General features: G+C 63.7%; 15 protein-coding genes and 1 tRNA gene. 6 read left to right on the plus strand and 10 right to left on the minus strand.

Going from position 1 to position 18,396, the window contains the following annotated elements; genetic code table 11:
* Window positions 1-148 precede the first annotated feature (148 nt).
* The 3 genes from IG197_RS08640 to IG197_RS08650 form a co-directional block, all read right to left on the minus strand.
* The gene (locus tag IG197_RS08640; RefSeq protein ID WP_246765429.1) at window positions 149-1,621 is read right to left on the minus strand and encodes an iron ABC transporter permease; all 1,473 of its coding nucleotides are present in this window, start codon (window positions 1,619-1,621) and stop codon (window positions 149-151) included.
* A gap of 418 nt (window positions 1,622-2,039) precedes the next feature.
* Entirely contained in the window at window positions 2,040-3,086 is a 1,047-nt protein-coding gene (locus IG197_RS08645; RefSeq protein ID WP_154385337.1) for a Fe(3+) ABC transporter substrate-binding protein, read from the minus strand.
* A gap of 248 nt (window positions 3,087-3,334) precedes the next feature.
* Window positions 3,335-7,195, minus strand: coding sequence for a PAS domain S-box protein (locus tag IG197_RS08650; RefSeq protein ID WP_192318257.1), 3,861 nt, complete (start codon window positions 7,193-7,195; stop codon window positions 3,335-3,337).
* Window positions 7,196-7,436: 241 nt separating this feature from the next.
* Between IG197_RS08650 and IG197_RS08655 the strand changes: the two genes are divergently transcribed.
* The 4 genes from IG197_RS08655 (at window position 7,437) to IG197_RS08670 (ending at window position 8,908) form a co-directional block, all read left to right on the plus strand.
* Entirely contained in the window at window positions 7,437-7,895 is a 459-nt protein-coding gene (locus IG197_RS08655) for a phasin (RefSeq protein ID WP_067965195.1), read from the plus strand.
* A 257-nt stretch (window positions 7,896-8,152) separates the two neighbouring features.
* Window positions 8,153-8,229 (plus strand) — tRNA-His (locus IG197_RS08660).
* 114 nt (window positions 8,230-8,343) lie between these two features.
* Entirely contained in the window at window positions 8,344-8,637 is a 294-nt protein-coding gene (locus IG197_RS08665) for an I78 family peptidase inhibitor (protein WP_192318258.1), read from the plus strand.
* Window positions 8,638-8,665: 28 nt separating this feature from the next.
* Window positions 8,666-8,908 carry a hypothetical protein gene (locus IG197_RS08670; protein WP_192318259.1) on the plus strand — a complete coding sequence of 81 codons (243 nt, stop codon included), beginning with the start codon at window positions 8,666-8,668 and terminating at the stop codon, window positions 8,906-8,908.
* 184 nt (window positions 8,909-9,092) lie between these two features.
* On the opposite strand, the gene IG197_RS08675 is transcribed toward IG197_RS08670, so the two are convergent.
* The 6 genes from IG197_RS08675 to IG197_RS08700 form a co-directional block, all read right to left on the minus strand.
* A complete protein-coding gene (locus IG197_RS08675) occupies window positions 9,093-9,404 on the minus strand; it encodes a hypothetical protein (protein WP_067965203.1) in 312 nt (103 codons plus the stop codon).
* A 165-nt stretch (window positions 9,405-9,569) separates the two neighbouring features.
* Window positions 9,570-10,388, minus strand: a complete 819-nt coding sequence (locus IG197_RS08680; protein ID WP_067965207.1) for an ABC transporter permease — start codon at window positions 10,386-10,388, stop codon at window positions 9,570-9,572.
* Window position 10,389: 1 nt separating this feature from the next.
* A complete protein-coding gene (locus IG197_RS08685; RefSeq protein WP_192318260.1) occupies window positions 10,390-11,301 on the minus strand; it encodes an ABC transporter permease subunit in 912 nt (303 codons plus the stop codon).
* Between the two features lie 8 nt (window positions 11,302-11,309).
* On the minus strand, window positions 11,310-12,449 hold the full coding sequence (locus tag IG197_RS08690) for an ABC transporter ATP-binding protein (protein ID WP_192318261.1): 1,140 nt from the start codon (window positions 12,447-12,449) through the stop codon (window positions 11,310-11,312).
* 64 nt (window positions 12,450-12,513) lie between these two features.
* Window positions 12,514-13,614: a polyamine ABC transporter substrate-binding protein gene (locus IG197_RS08695; protein ID WP_192318262.1), complete on the minus strand. Its 1,101-nt coding sequence runs from the start codon at window positions 13,612-13,614 to the stop codon at window positions 12,514-12,516.
* Window positions 13,615-13,855: 241 nt separating this feature from the next.
* Window positions 13,856-14,812, minus strand: a complete 957-nt coding sequence (locus IG197_RS08700; protein ID WP_067967053.1) for a DMT family transporter — start codon at window positions 14,810-14,812, stop codon at window positions 13,856-13,858.
* A 262-nt stretch (window positions 14,813-15,074) separates the two neighbouring features.
* Here IG197_RS08700 and IG197_RS08705 point away from each other — a divergent pair, with 262 nt between their 5' ends.
* Both IG197_RS08705 and IG197_RS08710 read left to right on the plus strand, forming a co-directional pair.
* Window positions 15,075-15,623, plus strand: a complete 549-nt coding sequence (locus IG197_RS08705) for an NADPH-dependent FMN reductase (protein WP_154385332.1) — start codon at window positions 15,075-15,077, stop codon at window positions 15,621-15,623.
* Window positions 15,620-16,861, plus strand: coding sequence for an MFS transporter (locus IG197_RS08710; RefSeq protein WP_192318264.1), 1,242 nt, complete (start codon window positions 15,620-15,622; stop codon window positions 16,859-16,861). The genes IG197_RS08705 and IG197_RS08710 overlap by 4 nt, the downstream gene beginning before the upstream one ends.
* A 19-nt stretch (window positions 16,862-16,880) precedes the next feature.
* On the opposite strand, the gene IG197_RS08715 is transcribed toward IG197_RS08710, so the two are convergent.
* On the minus strand, window positions 16,881-18,317 hold the full coding sequence (locus tag IG197_RS08715; RefSeq protein ID WP_192318265.1) for a hypothetical protein: 1,437 nt from the start codon (window positions 18,315-18,317) through the stop codon (window positions 16,881-16,883).
* Between the last annotated feature and the right edge of the window lie 79 nt (window positions 18,318-18,396).

The following is an 18,396-nucleotide window of genomic DNA, read 5'->3' on the forward strand; positions in this document are numbered from 1 at the left end:
CGACCCTGATAGTCGTTGTCAACTTGAGGGAGAAATCCCTTTCCTCATCTCTGAGGATAGCCAGTTCAGCTCAAGTCCCCGTTGAAACAGCATCTACCTTAAGGGCGCCCCAGTGGCGCCTTTTTCTTTAGCCTGGTCTAAAAAGAACTTAGAGCGATGCCTCGGCGTCGCGCACCAGCGCGCCGGAAAGCAACACCACCGGTACCATGGCGGTAATGATGATGACGATTGCCGCCACCGCCCCTTCTTCCGGGACGCCGCGTGAGGCGTTTTCATAGACATGCGTCGCCAGCGTGCTGAAGCCGAAGGGCCTGAGCAGGATGGTCGCCGACAGTTCCTTGACGGTGTCGACGAAGACGAGAACCGCAGCTGTCAGGATCGCCGGCTTGAGCAATGGCAGAAGCACGCTGGCAGCACTTTGCGCCGGCGTCTTGCCGAGGCTGCGCGCAGCTTCGTCGAGGCTGCCAGGCAGCTTCTCCATGCCGGAGCGGACCGCGCCCTCGGCCAGGGCAACGAAGCGGATGGTGCAGGCAATGATCACCGCCGCGGCCGAGCCGGTGAGCAGCAGCCCGGTCGAGAATCCGAGCCAGGCGCGCGCAAAGGTATCGAGCGAATTGTCGAAGCGTGCCAGCACGAACAGCAGGCCGAGCCCGAGGATGCCTCCGGGAAGGGCGTAGCCGACCGAGGCGAGACGCACGGTGGCGGCCATGGCCCGGCCTTTCGACAGGCGCTGGGCATTGAGCAGGAACAGCGCAATGACGACGGTGAAGATGGCCGTCAGCGACGCCGTCATCAGGCTGTTGAGGAAGGCGCTGGCCACGTCGGGCGAGACGAACTGCTCGAGCCGGCGCGAGGCATATTGGCCGAAGATGGTGATCGGCACGCCGAAGCCGCTGAGGATCGGCAACGACACGGCGGCAGGCAGGGCAAAGCGCCTCCAGCCCTTGAGGGCTATGCGAGGCGGATGAACCTTGAGATGGGTGCCGCGCCCGGAATGGAAGCGCTGACGCCGGCGCGCCCATTGCTCGGCGACGAGCAGGAGCAGCACAAGCACCAGCATCAGGATGGCGATCTGCGCGCCGCCCTCCAGGCTGCCGCGGTTGAGCCAGGTGGTGTAGACGGCGACCGTCAGCGTGCGGACGCCGAAATATTCGGCGGCGCCGATGTCGTTGATCGTCTCCATCAGCACCAGGGCGACACCGGCAACGATGGCCGGCCGCGCCACGGGCAGAAGCACGCGCCAGAACACGCGTGCCGGCGATGCGCCGAGCGTGCGCGCGACGTCGGCAATGTTGCGGCCCTGCATAAGGAAGACGATGCGGGTGGTGAGATAGACGTAAGGATAGAGCACAGAGGCGAGTACGAAGGCCGTGCCCCAGGTCGAGCGGATATCGGGAAACCAGTAGTCGCGGATCGTCTCAAAACCGAAAATTGCGCGGACCAGGCTCTGCACCGGCCCCTGGTAATGGAAGAACTCGCCAAAGGCATAGGCCGCGAGATAGGGCGGCACGGCCAGCGGCAGCACCAGCGCCCAGGACAGGATGCGGCGGAAGGGAAAATCATAAGCGACGACCGCCCAGGCGCAGGCGACGCCGGCAATCGATGTGAGTGCGGCCACCATCGCCAGCAGCGCCAGCGTCGTGCGCGTGGCGCCGGGCAGCACGTTGGCGATCAGATGCGGCCAGTCCTCGCCCGTACCGGAAAGCGCGACGAAGGCGAGCGACAGAACCGGCAGGATGACGACGATGCCGACGGCGAGCGCCAGCGTGCCGATAAGCGGATGGCGCAGGCGCTTGACGGGCAACGGCCTGACGCCCGCGGCCGACGCCACGCCTGATGCTCCCGCCTCTGCTCCGCCTGTCGTCGGCAAAGATCAATCCTCTCTGCGGCGTCGCGCGTTCCCGTTGGACGCACATGACGCTCCATCGAATCTGCGCTTCGTCTTCAATCGATGCCGTTTTCGGGCCGCTGCGCCAATGCAGAAAAGCCGGACCGATCATCGCCCGGCCCGGCTCTTCCTCAGTTCATGTCGCTGCCTATCAGCTGCTCGGGCCGTCGTCGAGGCCGACGCGATCGACCATCTCGGACGCTGGCTTGCGGCCCTTGGCCACGTCGACCAGTGGCAAGGTGTCGGCGTTGAGCGTGCCGAACGCCTTGACCGTCTCGGATGGCTCGAGGCCCGGCTCGACCGGATATTCGTAGTTCTTCTCGGCGTAGACCTGCTGGGCCTTGTGGCTGGCCAGGAAGCGGATCAGCTTGACGGCGTTGTCACGGTTCGGCGCGTTCTTGGCGAGTGCTGCGCCCGAGATGTTGACGTGGGTCAGGCCGTTCTCGAAGGTCGGGAACAGCACGTTGATGGCGTTGCCCCATTCCTTTTCCTTCGGGTCCTTCTCGTTGTTGCGCATCAGGCCGACATAATAGGTGTTGCCGATGGCGATGTCGCACTCGCCGGCAGCAATCGCGCCGGCCTGCGGACGGTCGCCGCCGTCAGGCTTCTTGGCGAGGTTGGCCTTGAGGCCCTTCATCCACTCTTCGGTCTTTTCCGGACCCCAGTGGGCAATGGCTGCCGAGAACAAAGCGAGGTTGTAGTCGTGCTGGCCCGAACGCATGCAGATCTTGCCCTTCCACTTGGGATCGGCAAGCTCGGCATAGGTGATGGCGGTGTCCTTGACGCGCTCCTTCGAGGCGTAGATGACGCGGGCGCGCTTGGTGACGCCGAACCAGTTGCCATCCGGATCGCGATACTCGGCCGGCAGCAGCTTGTTGACTTCCTCGTCGACCAGCGGCTGGGTGACACCTTTTTCCTTGGCCGAGGTGAGACGGGCGATGTCGACGGTCATGATGACGTCGGCGGGCGAGTTGGCGCCCTCTGCCAGGACGCGTTCCTCAAGACCCTTGTCGAGGAACAGCACTTCGGTCTTGATACCCGTCTCGGCCGTGAAGGCCTCGAGAACCGGCTTGATCAGATCGGGCTGGCGATAGGTGTAGATGTTCACGACGCCATCGGCGAGCGCCGACGTGGTGAAGAGTGCGGCAATGGCAAGCGCACCGCCTGCGACGGCCGACCTGGCGTTTCCAATCTTCATTTTTCTCTCCTGGCCAAAGGGGGCAAATTCCCTCAGGGAACATATGGCAGCCTCGATTTCGAGACTGCTTCCCCTATGGTCATCGTGACTCTTCCGGTCAAGTTTAAAGGTCAGCCATATCAATAGTTTAGAAAATTTCTAAACTGGAGCATTTCATACCGGATTCAAGGACTTGTTCGACAATTTCTAACAATCGCATGGCTTGTTCACGAAAATGTGCGGAAATGTCGCACCTCGCTAACAAGCCACTACTCGGCAAGGACGCGCGTCGAGGGGAAAGTCACCTCGACAAGCGTGCCCTCGCCGGGCGTCGACGCGATGGCAAAACGGGCGCGATTGGCCTCGACCATCGCCTTGGTCAGCGGCAGTCCGAGACCGGTGCCGTCGCCGCGCGAGCGCTTCAGCGAGTTGATCTGCTTGAACGGCTTCAGCGCCTGCTCGATCTCGGTCTGGCTCATGCCGATGCCGGTGTCGCGCACCCGCATGACGATGTCGCCCGAGGTCTCGTAGGAGGTCGAGACGATGACCTGACCGCCGGCCTGGGTATAGCGCACGGCGTTGGACAGCACATTGAGCGCGATCTGGCGGATCGAGCGTCGGTCGGCGACGATCTCGGGCAGGCGCGAGGCAAAGCTGGAGCGGATGATGACGCGCTCGCGATTGGCCTGCGGCTGCATCATCGCCACGGTCTCGGCAAGGGTGTCGTTGAGCGACACCGCCTCGTAATCCATCTCCTGCTGGCCGGCCTCGATCTTGGAAATGTCGAGCAAGTCGTTGACCAGCGACAGCACATGGTTGCCGGAGCGGTTGATGTCGCGGAGATAGTCGCGGTAGCGGTCATTGGCGACCGGGCCGAACTTCTCGTCGACCATCAGTTCGGAAAAACCGATGATGGCGTTGAGCGGAGTGCGGATCTCGTGGCTGATGCGGGCGAGAAAATCGGTCTTCTGGGACGACGACCGCTCGGCCACGGCGCGCGCCTGGGTCAGTTCCTCCTCGGCGCGCTTCCACTGGGTGATGTCGCGGACCACGGCGCAGAAGCCGCTGTCGTTGGGCAGGCGTCCGATGGTCATGAACAACGGGATGAACCGGCCTTGCGCCTCGCGGCCGATGACCTCGCGGCCATCGTTGAGCACGCTTGCCACGCCATGTTCGGACAGCCCGACGAGATAGTCGCGCGCGGCGCGCTGGCTCTCGATGGCGAACAGCGAATAGAACGGCTTGCCGGTAACCTCGTCGCTGTCGAAACCGAACAGGGCCTCGGCCGGACGGCTGATCGAGCGGATGGCACCGTCGCGGTCGATCAGCACAACGCCGTCCGTGGCGGTGTCGATGATCGTGCGCATCTCGGCGAGACGCTCTTCGAGTTCGGCGACCTGTTCGACGGCATCTTCGACCTCGTCGTCGGCGCTGATGCGGCGGACGACCAGCATCAGCGCCTTGCCGTCCTGCCACGGCACCGAGCGCAACACAGCTTCGATTGGGAACTCGTCGCCGTCGCGGGTCTTCAGTTTCAGGTCGTGGTCGGAACCGGGCTGGTCGCCGTAGCTCTCGGCGAACAGGGCATCGAGACCGCCTGCCCGCGCCAGTTCGTCGACCGAGCCGTAGCCGGTCAGGTCGAGGAACTCGGCATTGGCGTAGTGCAGCACGTCACCGGCATGGATCAGCACCGGCACCGGCAGTTGCTCGAGGATAGGTGCATCGACGGGTGTGTCGCGCCCAGCGGCCAGGGACGGGATGATTTCTTCGGCGCGCAGCGGCGGCTTTTCCGGCTCATTGCGCGTGACATCGATGGCTTCGATGACAGGCTCGACCGGCCGCACCGAAGCCAGCGAGACGATTTCCGCACTCTCGACGGCAGGCTGTTCGACGGGTGCGGGCAGAGCCGCGTCTGAAGTCGCCGGCTCCTCGGCATCCGCCGCTCCATTTGGCTCCGGCTTTTCGCCGACAGCATGCTCGGGGGATTCATCTGCCACCAGCACATGCCCGGCCGTTTCAGCGGCCGCGGCTTCAGCATAGGCCGCGATCTCGGCCGAGGCGGCTTCGCCGTTCTTTTCCGAGACTGGCTTTTCCGCGGCGGACGTCGCCTCAGGCTTCGCAGCTGTTGGAATCTCGACCGCCTCAGTGGCTGCCGCCTGCTGCCTTGTCGCGACGATCTCGTGCGCGCGCTTCAGCTTCTCGCCGATCTCGCGGAATGCGCTGCGCTCGGTGCTGGAGAGGCCCTTGCCATTGGCGGGTTCTTCAGCCGCCGTCGGCCGGTGCTCGGCCAGGCGGATCACCTTGTCGGAATAGCGCCGATCATGCTTGCGATCGATCTCGAGAGCCGGAACTTCGCCGGCGAAAGGGTCATCAGCGTTGTTCGGCTCGGCGGCTTGCCGGGGTTCAACGGAAGGTGTTTCAGCAACCTCCGGTGCCAGTTGCCTGGCTTCGGTCGGACTGGCTTCAGGCGCCAGTACAGCAGGCTCGACAGCTAAGGGATTCGCCGGTTCAACGGCGATGGCTTCGGCTGCAGGCTGGACTACGCCGGCGTCCGGCTGTGGCTCGGCCTGTTCCGGATGCTTGCCGTTGGGAACCAGCGCCAGTCCGATGCGCTCGTGGTCGACGACAGCCTCGCCGGGGCGCGCCACGCCGAAACCGCGAAAGCCTTCAAAGCTGCGATCGCGGCCATAGACCGGCAACGCGGCGAGATCGACCGGAATACGCCTGTCGGTGCCGGCGACCGGCCAGAGCACCGAGCGACCGGACCAGGTATCGCGGCGCTGCAGCAGACCCGCGATCTCGCCCGACGGGTCGAGTTCGAAGGTGGTCGAGACATCCTGGAAACGGCGGCCGACGACATCGGCCGCATGGTCGCCGACAACAGCCGCGAATTCCGGCGAGATGGCGCTGAAACGGCCGTCGGCGTCAGTGCGCCAGACGAAGCGGACGGGGGCAGCCGAGCGATCCAGTGCCGGCCTGGCCGGCGCCAGCTGCGATGGCGCGGGCTGAGCGGCCACAGCGGGCTCTGCCGCGACGACAGGCTCTTCCAGAGGCTGCGAAACGTCAGCCGATTCGGCAACAGGCTCCGGCGCGGACGCCGGCTCGGCGGTCCGCTCTGACGGCGTGGCCGACCAGGCGACCGGCTCGGGCGCTGAGACCGGCTCGTTGGTTGGAACGTCACCTGCGGCAGGCCCGCTGACAGCCGCCTCGGTGACTTCGGCAACGACAGGCGCCGCAACCGCCCTGTCGGCCATTGCCGCGCGAACGGTGGCGCCGGCCCGGCTCTCGCGTTCCTCGGGGCTGAAATACCAGTGGTCGTGATCGGCATGGTCCTGCGACTGCACCGTCGCCGGTGCAGAAACTGGCGCGGGCGCCGGATCAGCTGTCGGCCCACCATGCAGTGCCTCGACGCGCGCAGCGCCGGCCGCGGTTGCGTCCTGTTGCCCGCCGGCTTCGGCGTCTTCCATGACCTCCAGGCGCTCGTCGACAACGACCAGCAGGTGGCGCGCCGGCTCGTCGGTCAGACGTGCCAGGCCCGCCGGCAGATAGCCTCCGGTCGCGGGAATGGCCCGCTTGATGATGCGGTCGCGCTCACGGCCAACCGCCGACACCAGCCCGGCCAGCGTCGATGGCGCGATGCCGAGCCTGGCAAAGCCGTCGGTTGCGGCCTCGACCTCCCCTTGGGCGTCGAGGAAAGCCAGGAAATGTCCCTGCTCGGTGAAACCGCTGATGGCGTTGGCGGCGATGGCTTTGGCGCCCCGCGCGCTGGCGGGAACGGCGAGCATGATCGCGGCCGCGCCACCCGGCAGCCGGACGGAACTGGCGACGAAGGCAACGGCGGTGCTCGTCAGGCCCGACGCCACGCGCACCATGATGGAGCGGTCGCGGCCGATGTCGGGAAAGCCCGACGTTGCAGCGATCTGGCGGCGGGCGATCGGCCCCAGGCGCGACGGCGCGCCGATCACCGCATCGATGTCGTCATAGCCGAGCACGGCAGCGCCCGGACCATTGGCCCAGAGCACGTCCTCGAGATCAATCGACAGCACGACGATGGCATCGCCGGCAGCAAAACGCTGCCTGACACGATCAACGACCGCGACGTCGATAAAGGAATAGGCTGCTGACGGCATTCACATGTCCCGCAAGGCGCGCATTCTCACAATTAACGCTTTGTTAATAAAAGCCGTCATCGCCAAGGTCTAGCAAACAGCTGTCATGGAGCGAGATTATTCTCGTCACGTGGTTAACCTGCGCCAAGCCGAATGGTGCACTGCAACATATATATTGCAATGCACAATAGAATGCCCTATATGAGAGTTGCGAATAAACGAGACGGGTGACACCACCCCGTCCAGTCCACAGGGTGAGACAATGTCCAAGACCAAGACCGCAGAATTCGCAGATACCGTTGAACTGCCGAGCTTCGACGTTTCCAAGGCCTCCGACCAGTTCCGCGCCTTCGCAGAAAAGGGCGTCGAGCAGTCCAAGGACGCTTACACCAAGCTCAAGACCGGTGCTGAAGAAGCCCAGAAGACCATTGAGTCGAGCTACGAGACCGCCCGCAGCGTGACCAACGAGCTGTCGCTCAAGGCGATTGCCGCGCTCCGCACCAATGCCGAGGCTGGTTTCTCGCATCTCGAAGCTCTCGCCGGCGCCAAGACGCTGTCGGAGATCGTCGAGCTGCAGACCTCCTATCTGCGCAGCCGCGTCGAGCAGACCGTCGAGCAGGCCAAGGAATTCCAGGCCGTTGCCTCGAAGGCCGCCGAAGACGTCTCGAAGCCGGTCAAGACCGCTTTCGAAAAGGCGCTGAAAGACCTCAAGGCCGCCTGATAGCGACCAACAAGATACCCGGCGGGCGGTTCCTCCTCCCTCTGCCTGCCGGGCGAAGCGGCCAGCACCTCCTCCCGCTGGTCACATAAAGGAAAAGGCCGGCACCTCCTCCCGCCGGCCTTTTTCTTTTTTTGCAGGCGCCGGAAGGCCTGATTTCAACGACTTCCCACAGGCAGCGCAAATCGCCGCAGTGGAATATGCGCAAAGCTCTTGAAATGCGTCCGAAGAGTCCGTATTGACGCCGCACCAACAGGTACGCGGTTGTAGCTCAGTTGGTTAGAGCGCCGGATTGTGGATCCGGAGGTCGGTGGTTCGAGCCCACCCAACCGTACCATTTTCCTCCCCCAAGACAGCTTCAAGCATCGATGACAGGCAGCGCGGCCTTGCATAGCGCAGCCGCATTCCGGCCCGATCATCTGCTGAAACTGCGAATCAAAGGAACATTCCGATGATCGACCTGCGTGTTGCCGCCGGCATTGCCACGACGATGATCATCCTCGCCGGATGCCAGAAAGAGCCTGTGGCAGCACAGCCGACGTCGGGGATCTGCGATCGCGCTGCGGCAGAATCACTCGCCGGCAAGGACCGGATCGCCGACGACGAGGTCAAGCGGCTGACCGGTGCAACCATCGTTCGCCAGCACAAGCCGGGCGATCCGGCGACGATGGATTTCCGCCAGGAGCGCGTCACCGTCGAAACCGATCCCGCGACCGGCAAGATCGTCCGCGCATTCTGCGGCTGATCTCGATCCCGGACGCAGACGGCCGACCATGCCCGATCCGAAGCCCCTGGATCTTTCGAGGCTGCGCGCCATCGGCTGGTCAACCTGGGACCCTATCGGCCTGCGTGAGCCCGGTGCGGACTGGTGCGACCAGCCCTTCACGGATGAATATGACAGCTACCTGATCGAGGCAGCGTCCGGGCTTGGGGATGGCTGGTCGGTGGAAAAGGCCAGGGATTTATCTGCTGTCGATTGCCAGCGACCACATGGGGCTGCCGCAGGTTTCGCGTGACACTGCCGAGGCAACGGCAAAGGCCATTGCGGACTACCTGCACGAATAGAAGAACGATTGCGCGGCGCAAACAGACCTTGGCCAAACGACACTCGGTGGAAAACGAAAACCGGCGCGCTTCGGATGAAGCGCGCCGTTTTCGATGTCCCTGAGGGACGAAAATGTACCGCGATGGCGGAGGTGCTTACTGGCAGGGCGCCAGATAGGTCACCGGCTTGCCGTAGCGGTCGTACATCGGCCGGCCACGGTTGTCGTACTGGTGGTAGCGGCATTCGCCGGGCGCCGTGCCCGCGCCGATCATCGCGCCGGCAAGGCCGCCAATGACGGCGCCCGCGACGGTTGCGCCGGTGTTGCCGCCGATGGCCTGGCCGACCAGGGCACCGCCCACGGCACCGACGGCGCCGCCGCCGACCGCGCGCTCCTGCGGGGTGTTACAGGCCGTAGCGGCCAAGGCGACGAAAGACAAAGCTGCTGCTGTGGCTAGAAAACGCGTCATCGACCCTACTCCTTGAAACAATCGCCAGACGCTATCATGGCGACTTTTGCTTATCCAGTGGCATACCCTTGGAAACTCTCGCCTTTTCGGCTGCTCCAAGCCCTCTTTACTGGTGCCCCATGGATCCCGTTGTGGCAGTTGCCGGCAACGACACGGGACGCCAGCTCACCCTCGCTGTGCTGCCTGTTCGTCGCGCAGGCGCTGGACCTCGCGCCGCTTGTTGACCAGCGAAGCGGCGATGACGCCGCAGGCGACGATGCCGATCAGGATTGTACAGGCGGCATTGATCTCGGGTGTCACGCCGAGGCGCACCTGGCTGTAGATCTTCATCGGCAGCGTCGTCGCACCCGGCCCCGAGGTGAAGCTCGAAATCACCAGGTCGTCGATGGAGAGCGTGAAGGCCAGCATCCAGCCCGAGACGATCGCCGGCAGGATGACCGGCAAGGTGATCTGAAAGAAGGTTTTGACAGGCGGGGCGCCAAGGTCCATCGCCGCTTCCTCGAGCGAGCGGTCGAATGTGACGAGCCGCGACTGCACCACGACGGCCACGAAGCACATCGAGAAGGTGATGTGGGCGAGCGTCAGGGTGAAGAAGCCGCGATCGAGCCCGACGGCGACGAACAGCAGCAGCAGCGACAGGCCGGTGATGACCTCGGGCATGACCAGCGGCGCAAACACCATGCCCGAAAACAGCACCCTGCCTCGGAACCTGGTGTAGCGGGTCAGCGCAAGTGCTGCGAGCGTCCCGAGAACTGTGGCCATCGTCGCCGAGATCAGGCCGACGCGGATGGTCACCCAGGCCGCGTCCATCAGGCCCTGATTGTGGAACAAGGAGACGTACCATTTGGTCGAGAACCCGCCCCAGACAGTGACGAGCTTGGACTCGTTGAAGGAGAAGACGACCAAAAGCACGATGGGCAGATAGAGGAAGGCAAAGCCCAGTACGATGGCCGTGATGTTGAAGCGGCTCCAGCTCGCGTTCATCTCAGCGCCCCTGTTCCTGGGCGCGTGCCTGCGCCTGCTGGAAGAACATGATCGGCACGACAAGCAGCAGAAGCAGGATCACCGCCACTGCTGAGGAAACCGGCCAGTCACGGTTGGCGAAGAATTCGTTCCACAGCGTCTTGCCGATCATCAGCGTCTGCGAGCCGCCGAGCAGGTCGGGGATGACGAACTCGCCGACGGCAGGGATGAACACCAGCAGGCAGCCGGCGATGACGCCGGGCAGCGACAGCGGGAAGGTGATCTTCCAGAACGCCGTCATCGGCGGGCAGCCGAGGTCCTGCGCCGCCTCGATCAGCGAATAGTCCATCTTCTCCAGCGCCGAATAGAGCGGCAGGATCATGAACGGCAGGTAGGAATAGACGATGCCGATGAAGATCGCCGTATGCGTGTTGAGGATCACCAGCGGCTGGTCGATGATGCCGGTGGCGAGCAGCAGCTGGTTGAGCAGGCCCTCGGGCTTGAGGATGCCGATCCAGGCATAGACGCGGATCAGGAAGCTGGTCCAGAACGGCAGGATCACCAGCATCAGCAGCGTCGGCCGGATCGTCGCCGGCGCACGCGCCATGCCATAGGCGATGGGATAGCCGACGATCAGCGCCAGCAATGTCGAGATCCCGGCGATGATCACGCTTGAGACATAGGCGTTGAAGTAGAGCGCGTCCTGCGTCAGCCAGAGGTAATTGTCGAAGCTGAACTCGCTGATCTGCGTTATCAGCCCGGATACGCCCTCCGAAAGCCCGAGCACGGGCGTGTAGGGCGGCATGGCGATCGCCGTCGTCGACAGGGAGATCTTGAAGACGATGAAGAACGGAATGAGGAAGAAGAATAGCAGCCAGCAATAGGGAATGAGGATGACGAGGCGGTCGGTTATGGCCGAGAGCGGATGTTTCATCACCCCACCTATCGCGTCAGAACGACGCCGGCGTCGTTGCGGAAGGAGATCCAGGCCTTGTCGTCCCAGCTCAGCGGGTCCTCGGTGGCGCGTGTCGCGTTGAGCGAGCTCGCCTTTACCACCTGGCCGTTGCCGAGTTGGACGTGGAAGATGGTCATGTCGCCGAGATAGGCGATGTCGTAGATCTCGCCTTCCATGACATTGTCGCCGCCTTCCGGCTTCTTCGACGAAACCTTGATCTTTTCCGGCCGGATGGCGAAGGCGACTTCGCTGCCTGCGGCGGCGTCGCCGGCATTGGCCGTGCGGATGGTGACGCCATTGGCGCTGGTGATTGTCGCGCCGGCGCCGTCGCGGTCGGCGACCTTGCCTTCGAACATGTTGATGTTGCCGACGAAGTCGGCGACGAAACGCGAGCCCGGCGCCTCATAGACCTCGGCGGGCGTCGCCACCTGCATCACCTCGCCCTTGTCGAGGATGGCGATGCGGTCGGCCATGGTCATGGCCTCTTCCTGATCGTGGGTGACGACGACAAATGTCAGGCCAAGCGTCTGCTGCAGGTCCATCAGCTCGAACTGGGTTTCCTCGCGCAGCTTCTTGTCGAGCGCACCGAGGGGCTCGTCCAGCAGCAGAACCTTGGGCCGCTTGGCCACCGCCCGGGCCAGCGCGACGCGCTGGCGCTGGCCGCCCGAAAGCTGGTGCGGCTTGCGCTTGGCAAACTGGCTGAGCTTGACCAGCTTGAGCATTTCGGCGACGCGGGTGTCGATGTCGGCCTTGGGCATGCCGTCCTGCTTGAGGCCGAAGGCAATGTTCTGCTCGACCGACATATGCGGGAACAGTGCATAGGACTGGAACATCATGTTGACCGGCCGACGATAGGGCGGGATGCCCCTGAGGTCCTGACCGTCAAGCAGGATCTGGCCGGAGGTCGGCTCCTCGAAGCCGGCGAGCATGCGCAACAGCGTCGACTTTCCGCAGCCCGAGGCGCCGAGCAGCGCGAAGAACTCACGCTCATAGATCGACAGCGACAGATTGTTGACGGCGGTGAAGTCGCCGAACCGCTTGGTGACGTCCTTGAACTGAATGTAGGGCTTGGCGTCTGGCTTGTTCCAGGGCGCAAAGTCCCTGCGGATATTGCCGAGCGATTTCATTTCCCTCTCCCACCTGCCCCTGATGCGAAGCCCGGCGCCAATGGCGCCGGGCCGCATGCCTTGGTTATTGTCCGGTGACGATCTTGGTCCAGCTGCGGGTCACCACGCGCTGGGTCTTGGGATCGTAGGGCGGCACGGTGAAGAGCTTGGCGAGCGTCGCTTCATCGGGATAGATCGCCGGATCGCTGGTGATCTCCTTGTCGATGAACTGCTGCGACGCCTTGTTGCCGTTGGCGTAGAAGATGTAGTTCGAGGCCTTGGCCGCGACTTCCGGCTTCAGCATGTAGTTGATGAACTCATGCGCCTCGGCGACATGCTGGGCATCGGCCGGGATCGCCATCTGGTCGAACCACATCTCGGCGCCCTCCTTGGGGATGACGTAGTCGATGACGACGCCCTGGTCGGCTTCTGAGGCACGATCGCGCGCCTGGAAGACGTCACCCGACCAGCCGACGGCCAGGCAGATGTCGCCATTGGCAAGCGCGTTGATGTATTCCGAGGAATGGAACTTGCGGATCGACGGACGGACCGCGAGCAAGGTCTCTTCCGCCTTGGACAGGTCGCCCAGTTCGGTCGACTGCGGCTTGAGGCCAAGATAGTTCAGCGTCGTCGGCAGGATGTCGGTCGGCGAATCCAGCACATAGACGCCGCATTCGGCGAGCTTCGCCAGCTGTTCCGGCTTGAAGACCACGTCCCAGCTGTCGATCTTGTCGATGCCGAGCGCTTCCTTGACCTTCTTCTGATTGTAGCCGATGCCGACCGTGCCCCACATATAGTTGACCGAATACTCGTTGCCCGGGTCGTAGGCGGCGGTACGCGAGCTCACCACATCCCAGACATTCGTCAGGTTGGGCAGCTTGGACTTGTCGAGCTTCTGGTAGACGCCGGCCTGGATCTGACGCGCCAGGAAGGGGCTGGCAGTCGGCACGACGACATCGTAGCCGCTGCCGCCGGCAAGCAGCTTGGTCTCGAGGATCTCGTTCGAATCGTAGACGTCATAGACGACCTTGATGCCGGTCTCCTTGGTGAAGTCCTCGATGATCGTCGAATCGATGTAGTCAGACCAGTTGTAGACGTTGACGACGCGCTCCTGGGCGTTGGCGGGCATCGTGAAAACGGCGATAAGGGCTGACGCGGCGGTCAGCCAAAGCGCTCTACGGTTCATGGCAGTCTCCCGTTGCGGACGCACCCGTCCCGGCACATCCTGATCCTGTACAAAAATCGAGTGATGAAGGTAGCGCGCTCCCGCCGGCTCGCGGCCCGGCGCAAACGTTACGGCGATTTACATCTGCGGACACCGAAGCCCCGGCAGTGGAACCTGGCAAGATACGCCTGTGTTGTTGTTACCCTCGACGCTCAGCCTGCCCGCCCGACGGTAGTATTGTCAATGGTAAACGACCAATTGATCAATCGGGCATCGGCATGCCGGTGACACCGGGTCTTTGCGGTTGCGCCTGGCGCCTGAACTCGAGCCCGAGATGCACGAGCAAGGCGACGAAAATGACCGCACCGCCTGATATGGTACGGAGCGACGGCACTTCGGAATGGACGAGCCAGACCCAGATCGGCCCGAGCATCGGCTCGAAGGTGCCGATCAGCGCGGCGACGGCCGCCGGGATCAGCCGCGCCCCGGTGGCGAAGAAGGCGAGGCCCAGACCGAGATTGACGACGCCGAAGGCAAACAGAAAACCCATCTCGCGCGGCGAGACGGCAAAGGCCGAGGCTTGCGAGGCGGCAAAAGCCGCCGCGATCATGGTGCCGAGGCAGGTGGCCGGCGTCATGCGCACATGGGAGAAGCGGCGAGTGATGACGGTAGCGATCGAAAACACCACTGCTATCAGCAAGGCGAGGCCGTCACCAATCGGCGAAACCTTGCCGGTGAGCGACTCCGAAACCATGATCGCCACGCCGACGATCACCGCCAGGATCGCCGCCCATGTCGCCAGCGCCACCCGCTCGCGAAACAGCACCCAGGCAAACAGCGCCGCAAGCAACGGCACGCCAGCCTGCATCAAAAGGACATTGGCGACGGTGGTGTAGGCAAGGGCGATGACGAAAGACGTCGAGGCGGTGGCAAAGCAGATTGCCACCAGCAGACCGGGCAGCCCCATGCCGCGGAACAATTGCAGCGTTCCGCGGAAGCCGTCACGCCAAACCATGAATGCCAGCAGAAAGGCTGCCGCCCAGAACGAGCGCCAGAACACCACGGTCCAGATGTCGTCGATCTCGATGAAGCGGCCGATGGCGCCACCCAGGCTCCACATCAGCGCCGACAGGAACACCAGGGCGATGCCCAAGCGCTCGTCGCGCCGCGAAACCTGCGGCGCAGTGGCGTCGGATAGCGGAACTGCCGGGTCTGTCATGGCCTCAGTATCGATGACGTTGGGGTGGCTGGATATGCTCACAACGACTTGAAACGGTCCAATTCGCTACCTCATCGCTCAAGCTACTGCGTGGTCCAGCCCATGACGATGGTTGTGGCAAACCGCGCTGCATTCGAACAATCCCCCAGCGATGTCGAAGCGAACAATCCGACGGCGCTCAATTTTCTTCTTGACCTCAATATTAGTTGAGGTTTTACAGAAGCGGCTCCAACACCGATACCGAAATGGAGCCACCCCTGAAATGCCCCAGAAAATAAAGCTCGCCATCATCTATGGCAGCGCCCGTGAGGGCCGTTTCTGCGATACCGTGGTCAACTGGGTTGCCGCCGAAATTGCGGGCCACCAGCAGTTTGCCATCGACTTTATCGACCCGCGCGACCTCGGCCGAAACCGTGCCGATGTCGCCCGCCGCCTTGGCGATGCCGACGCCTTCCTGGTGGTGACGCCGGAGTACAATCACGGCTACACCGCCGACCTCAAGGCACTGATCGACGCCCACAGCATCCAGTGGCAGGCAAAGCCGCTGGCCTTCGTCTCCTATGGCGGCATTTCGGGCGGGTTGCGGGCGATCGAACAGTTGCGCCTGGTGTTTGCCGAACTGCATGTCGTGGCAATCCGCGACACGGTGAGTTTTGCCAGCGCCTGGAGCAAGTTCGACCGCAACGGCACGCTGATGGACCCGCGCGATGCGCGCAAGGCGATGTCGGCGCTGCTCGCCCGCCTGCAATGGTGGGCAATCAACCTGCGCGAGGCACGTGCCAACACGCCCTATCTCGAGGTGGCCGCATGAGCGCGCTGCAACCGGTTCGGGTCGCGGAAGCGGCGGATCTGCCCGACCGGCATGCCGGCCGCAACTTGACACTTCTTTTGATCAGCACATTGACGATCATGTCGGGCGCGACCATTTCGCCGTCGCTGCCGGCCATCGAAAGCCATTTCGTCGGCAGTCCCAACGTCGAGATCCTGACGAGGCTGGTGCTGACACTGCCGGCGCTGTCCATCGTCATCTGCGCCCCATTCGCCGGCGGACTGGCCGACCGCTTCGGTCGCCAGCCGCTGCTGATCGCCGCGGCCCTGCTCTATGGTCTCGGTGGCATGTCGGGGCTGGTGGCCGATAGCCTGCCCGCGCTTCTGGTCGGACGCGCGCTGCTCGGCGTCGCCGTTGCCGGCGTGATGACGACGGCAACGGCACTTGTCGGCGACTATTTCAGCGGCCCGGCGCGTGATCGTTTCATGGGCTATCAATCGGCATTTGTCGGCTTTGGCGGGCTGATCTTCCTGACCGGCGGCGGCATGCTCGCCGAAATGCACTGGCGTGCACCCTTCGCTGTCTACGGCCTGTCGCTGCTGCTGATCCCGGCTGTCATTGCGTTCATCGACGAACCGGTCCGCAACCGCATTGCGTCGGCGACCGTTGCCGCCAAAGCCTCTGCCGGCACGGCATGGCTCGCGGTCTTCGCCGTCTACAGCGCGGCGGTGCTCAACAGCGTCGCCTTCTACCTGTTGCCGGTCCAGCTGCCGTTCCATCTCAACGCCATGGGCATCGGCTCACCGACACTGGCCGGCCTCGCCATCGGGCTCAGCAGCCTGATCGGAGCGGTTGCCGCTTTGGCCTATGCGCGCCTGCGCGCCAGACTCGGCGTGGTCGGCGTGTTCAGTCTCGCCTTCGGCCTGATGGGTACAGGCTACGTCCTGCTGGGGTTTGCCAGTGCGCTTGTCATGGTCCTGCTGGCCGCAATAGTTGTCGGCCTGGGCCTTGGCATGATGATGCCCAACATCGCAGCGGCGGCGATGGCGGCGGCGGCACCCGAAATGCGGGGACGCGTTGCCGGCGGCATGACCGCCAGCATCTTCGCGGGACACTTCATCTCGCCCTTCGCCAGCCAACCGATGATCGCGGCCTTCGGCTTCGCCGACACCTACCTCTACACCGGGCTCGTTGTCGGCGGCGTCGCCATGCTTGCCGCGGCAGCGGCCGCCTTCCGCGCAAGCACCGACCGGACAAACAGGGCAGGCCACCGCAGCTAACGGAAGCCTGCTCGGCTTCTTATTTGGCCTGTTTCGCCAGCTTCCGCACTTCCGACAGGACGGCGTCGTCGCCGGAAACGTAGCTGGCGAAGGTCTGGGCGACGGGGACCGTGGGCCGCAGGGAACCCGCGGCGGTGCCGTAGACATAGTTCGGCAGGAAACAGGTGGCCAGCTGCGACAGCCGGCAGCCGTTCTCCCAGTCGTGATAGGCGGTGGTGTAGCGAAACGCGATTTTGGAATTGGGCATGATCGTCGTGCCGCCCTCGCCCCACATCTGGCCGGCGTCACCCATCTCCTCGCCGACCAGCGCAGCACGCTCGCCGGCATAATATTTCAGCCGTGACGCGATGCTGATCGCCGCCGAAAACGTGTTGCCGCTGGTCAGAATGAAGATGCGGCCATTGGGCACGGCCTCCGGCAGCAGGCGCGAGAAGTCGGTGCCGAGCATGTAGTTGCCGCCCGGGCTGAACCTGAGGTCGACGACGGCATGCCTGACGTCGCGCTTGCCAGCCTCCTCCAGCACGCCAGCCAGATAGTCGGCCATCGGCGCCCCGTCCGCATCGCGGAAGCGGTTGATCTGGACGTAGAGGATACCATCTTCTTCGAGATAGCTGTGCCACGCGTTCTGATCGGGACGCGAAAGATAGGGCGGCGTGACGCCGTCCAGAACATGGACCCAACCGGCGCCACCCTTTTCAGGCGCAACCGGACTGAGGTCGCGCTTCGGCCAGACGGTTCTCGTCGAAGGCTCGCCTTTCTCCGGCCCGACGCCAAGCGTGCGCACGATCTCGGAACCGTCGGCCTTGCGGAAACGAAACGCGCTCTCGTCCGCTTTGGCGGCCAGTTGGGCCGCGTGGAGCAGCTCCGGCGAAATCATGAAATTCGGCGACAGCTCGCGCACGTATGTTTCGGTGCCGCCGACATAGGGCCGCAATGCCGCGACCAGCTCGTCCGGGGTCCTTCCGTTCGCCATGAGCACTTGTGTCCCGAGAAGATCGCGATGCCCCACTGTGGCGCGAACAACGAAAAGCCCGTCGGCAAACCAGCCCAGCCGCAGCGGGATGGCGTTGAAGCCCTGCCCGCCGGCAAGACCGAGAACGTTGGTGTGGCCGTTATGGGCAAGGGCGACCGCCTTGGCCGCGCCCATCGCCAGCGCAGGCCGGTCGAGTTCTGATGCGCGGGCCGTCAGTTCATCGACTTCCTTAACAAATGCGGCACTGGTTTCAGCCGTCAAGCTGCGCTCGACCAGCTGCATGTTGCGAAGATGAGCCAAATCCTGCGCGTTCTCGTCAGCCTGCGAACTGCCGGCAGATGAAGCCGCGGCCGGATAGGACTTGAATACCGGATACAAGATGACGCCGAGCGGCAGCACAACGACGATCAGCAATGCCAGAACAGCAAGCGCCACACGCTTCGGCCACCGCCTCGACTTGGGTCGGACATCAGAATTACTCATGCGAACGTCTCCAAATACTGGGTCACCGCCCAGTTTCGGACAGCACATTGGTGCGGCGCACGCGACCTTCAATTACCTG

Source organism: Aminobacter sp. SR38, assembly GCF_014843375.1.
Taxonomy (GTDB): Bacteria; Pseudomonadota; Alphaproteobacteria; order Rhizobiales; family Rhizobiaceae; genus Aminobacter; species Aminobacter ciceronei.

Coding starts and splice junctions, on each gene's coding strand:
- IG197_RS08640 (WP_246765429.1), bottom strand. CDS start 1,621: ATGGTGGCCGCACTCACATCGATTGCCGGCGTCGCCTGCGCCTGGGCG.
- IG197_RS08645 (WP_154385337.1), bottom strand. CDS start 3,086: ATGAAGATTGGAAACGCCAGGTCGGCCGTCGCAGGCGGTGCGCTTGCC.
- IG197_RS08650 (WP_192318257.1), bottom strand. CDS start 7,195: ATGCCGTCAGCAGCCTATTCCTTTATCGACGTCGCGGTCGTTGATCGT.
- IG197_RS08655 (WP_067965195.1), top strand. CDS start 7,437: ATGTCCAAGACCAAGACCGCAGAATTCGCAGATACCGTTGAACTGCCG.
- IG197_RS08665 (WP_192318258.1), top strand. CDS start 8,344: ATGATCGACCTGCGTGTTGCCGCCGGCATTGCCACGACGATGATCATC.
- IG197_RS08670 (WP_192318259.1), top strand. CDS start 8,666: ATGCCCGATCCGAAGCCCCTGGATCTTTCGAGGCTGCGCGCCATCGGC.
- IG197_RS08675 (WP_067965203.1), bottom strand. CDS start 9,404: ATGACGCGTTTTCTAGCCACAGCAGCAGCTTTGTCTTTCGTCGCCTTG.
- IG197_RS08680 (WP_067965207.1), bottom strand. CDS start 10,388: ATGAACGCGAGCTGGAGCCGCTTCAACATCACGGCCATCGTACTGGGC.
- IG197_RS08685 (WP_192318260.1), bottom strand. CDS start 11,301: ATGAAACATCCGCTCTCGGCCATAACCGACCGCCTCGTCATCCTCATT.
- IG197_RS08690 (WP_192318261.1), bottom strand. CDS start 12,449: ATGAAATCGCTCGGCAATATCCGCAGGGACTTTGCGCCCTGGAACAAG.
- IG197_RS08695 (WP_192318262.1), bottom strand. CDS start 13,614: ATGAACCGTAGAGCGCTTTGGCTGACCGCCGCGTCAGCCCTTATCGCC.
- IG197_RS08700 (WP_067967053.1), bottom strand. CDS start 14,812: ATGACAGACCCGGCAGTTCCGCTATCCGACGCCACTGCGCCGCAGGTT.
- IG197_RS08705 (WP_154385332.1), top strand. CDS start 15,075: ATGCCCCAGAAAATAAAGCTCGCCATCATCTATGGCAGCGCCCGTGAG.
- IG197_RS08710 (WP_192318264.1), top strand. CDS start 15,620: ATGAGCGCGCTGCAACCGGTTCGGGTCGCGGAAGCGGCGGATCTGCCC.
- IG197_RS08715 (WP_192318265.1), bottom strand. CDS start 18,317: ATGAGTAATTCTGATGTCCGACCCAAGTCGAGGCGGTGGCCGAAGCGT.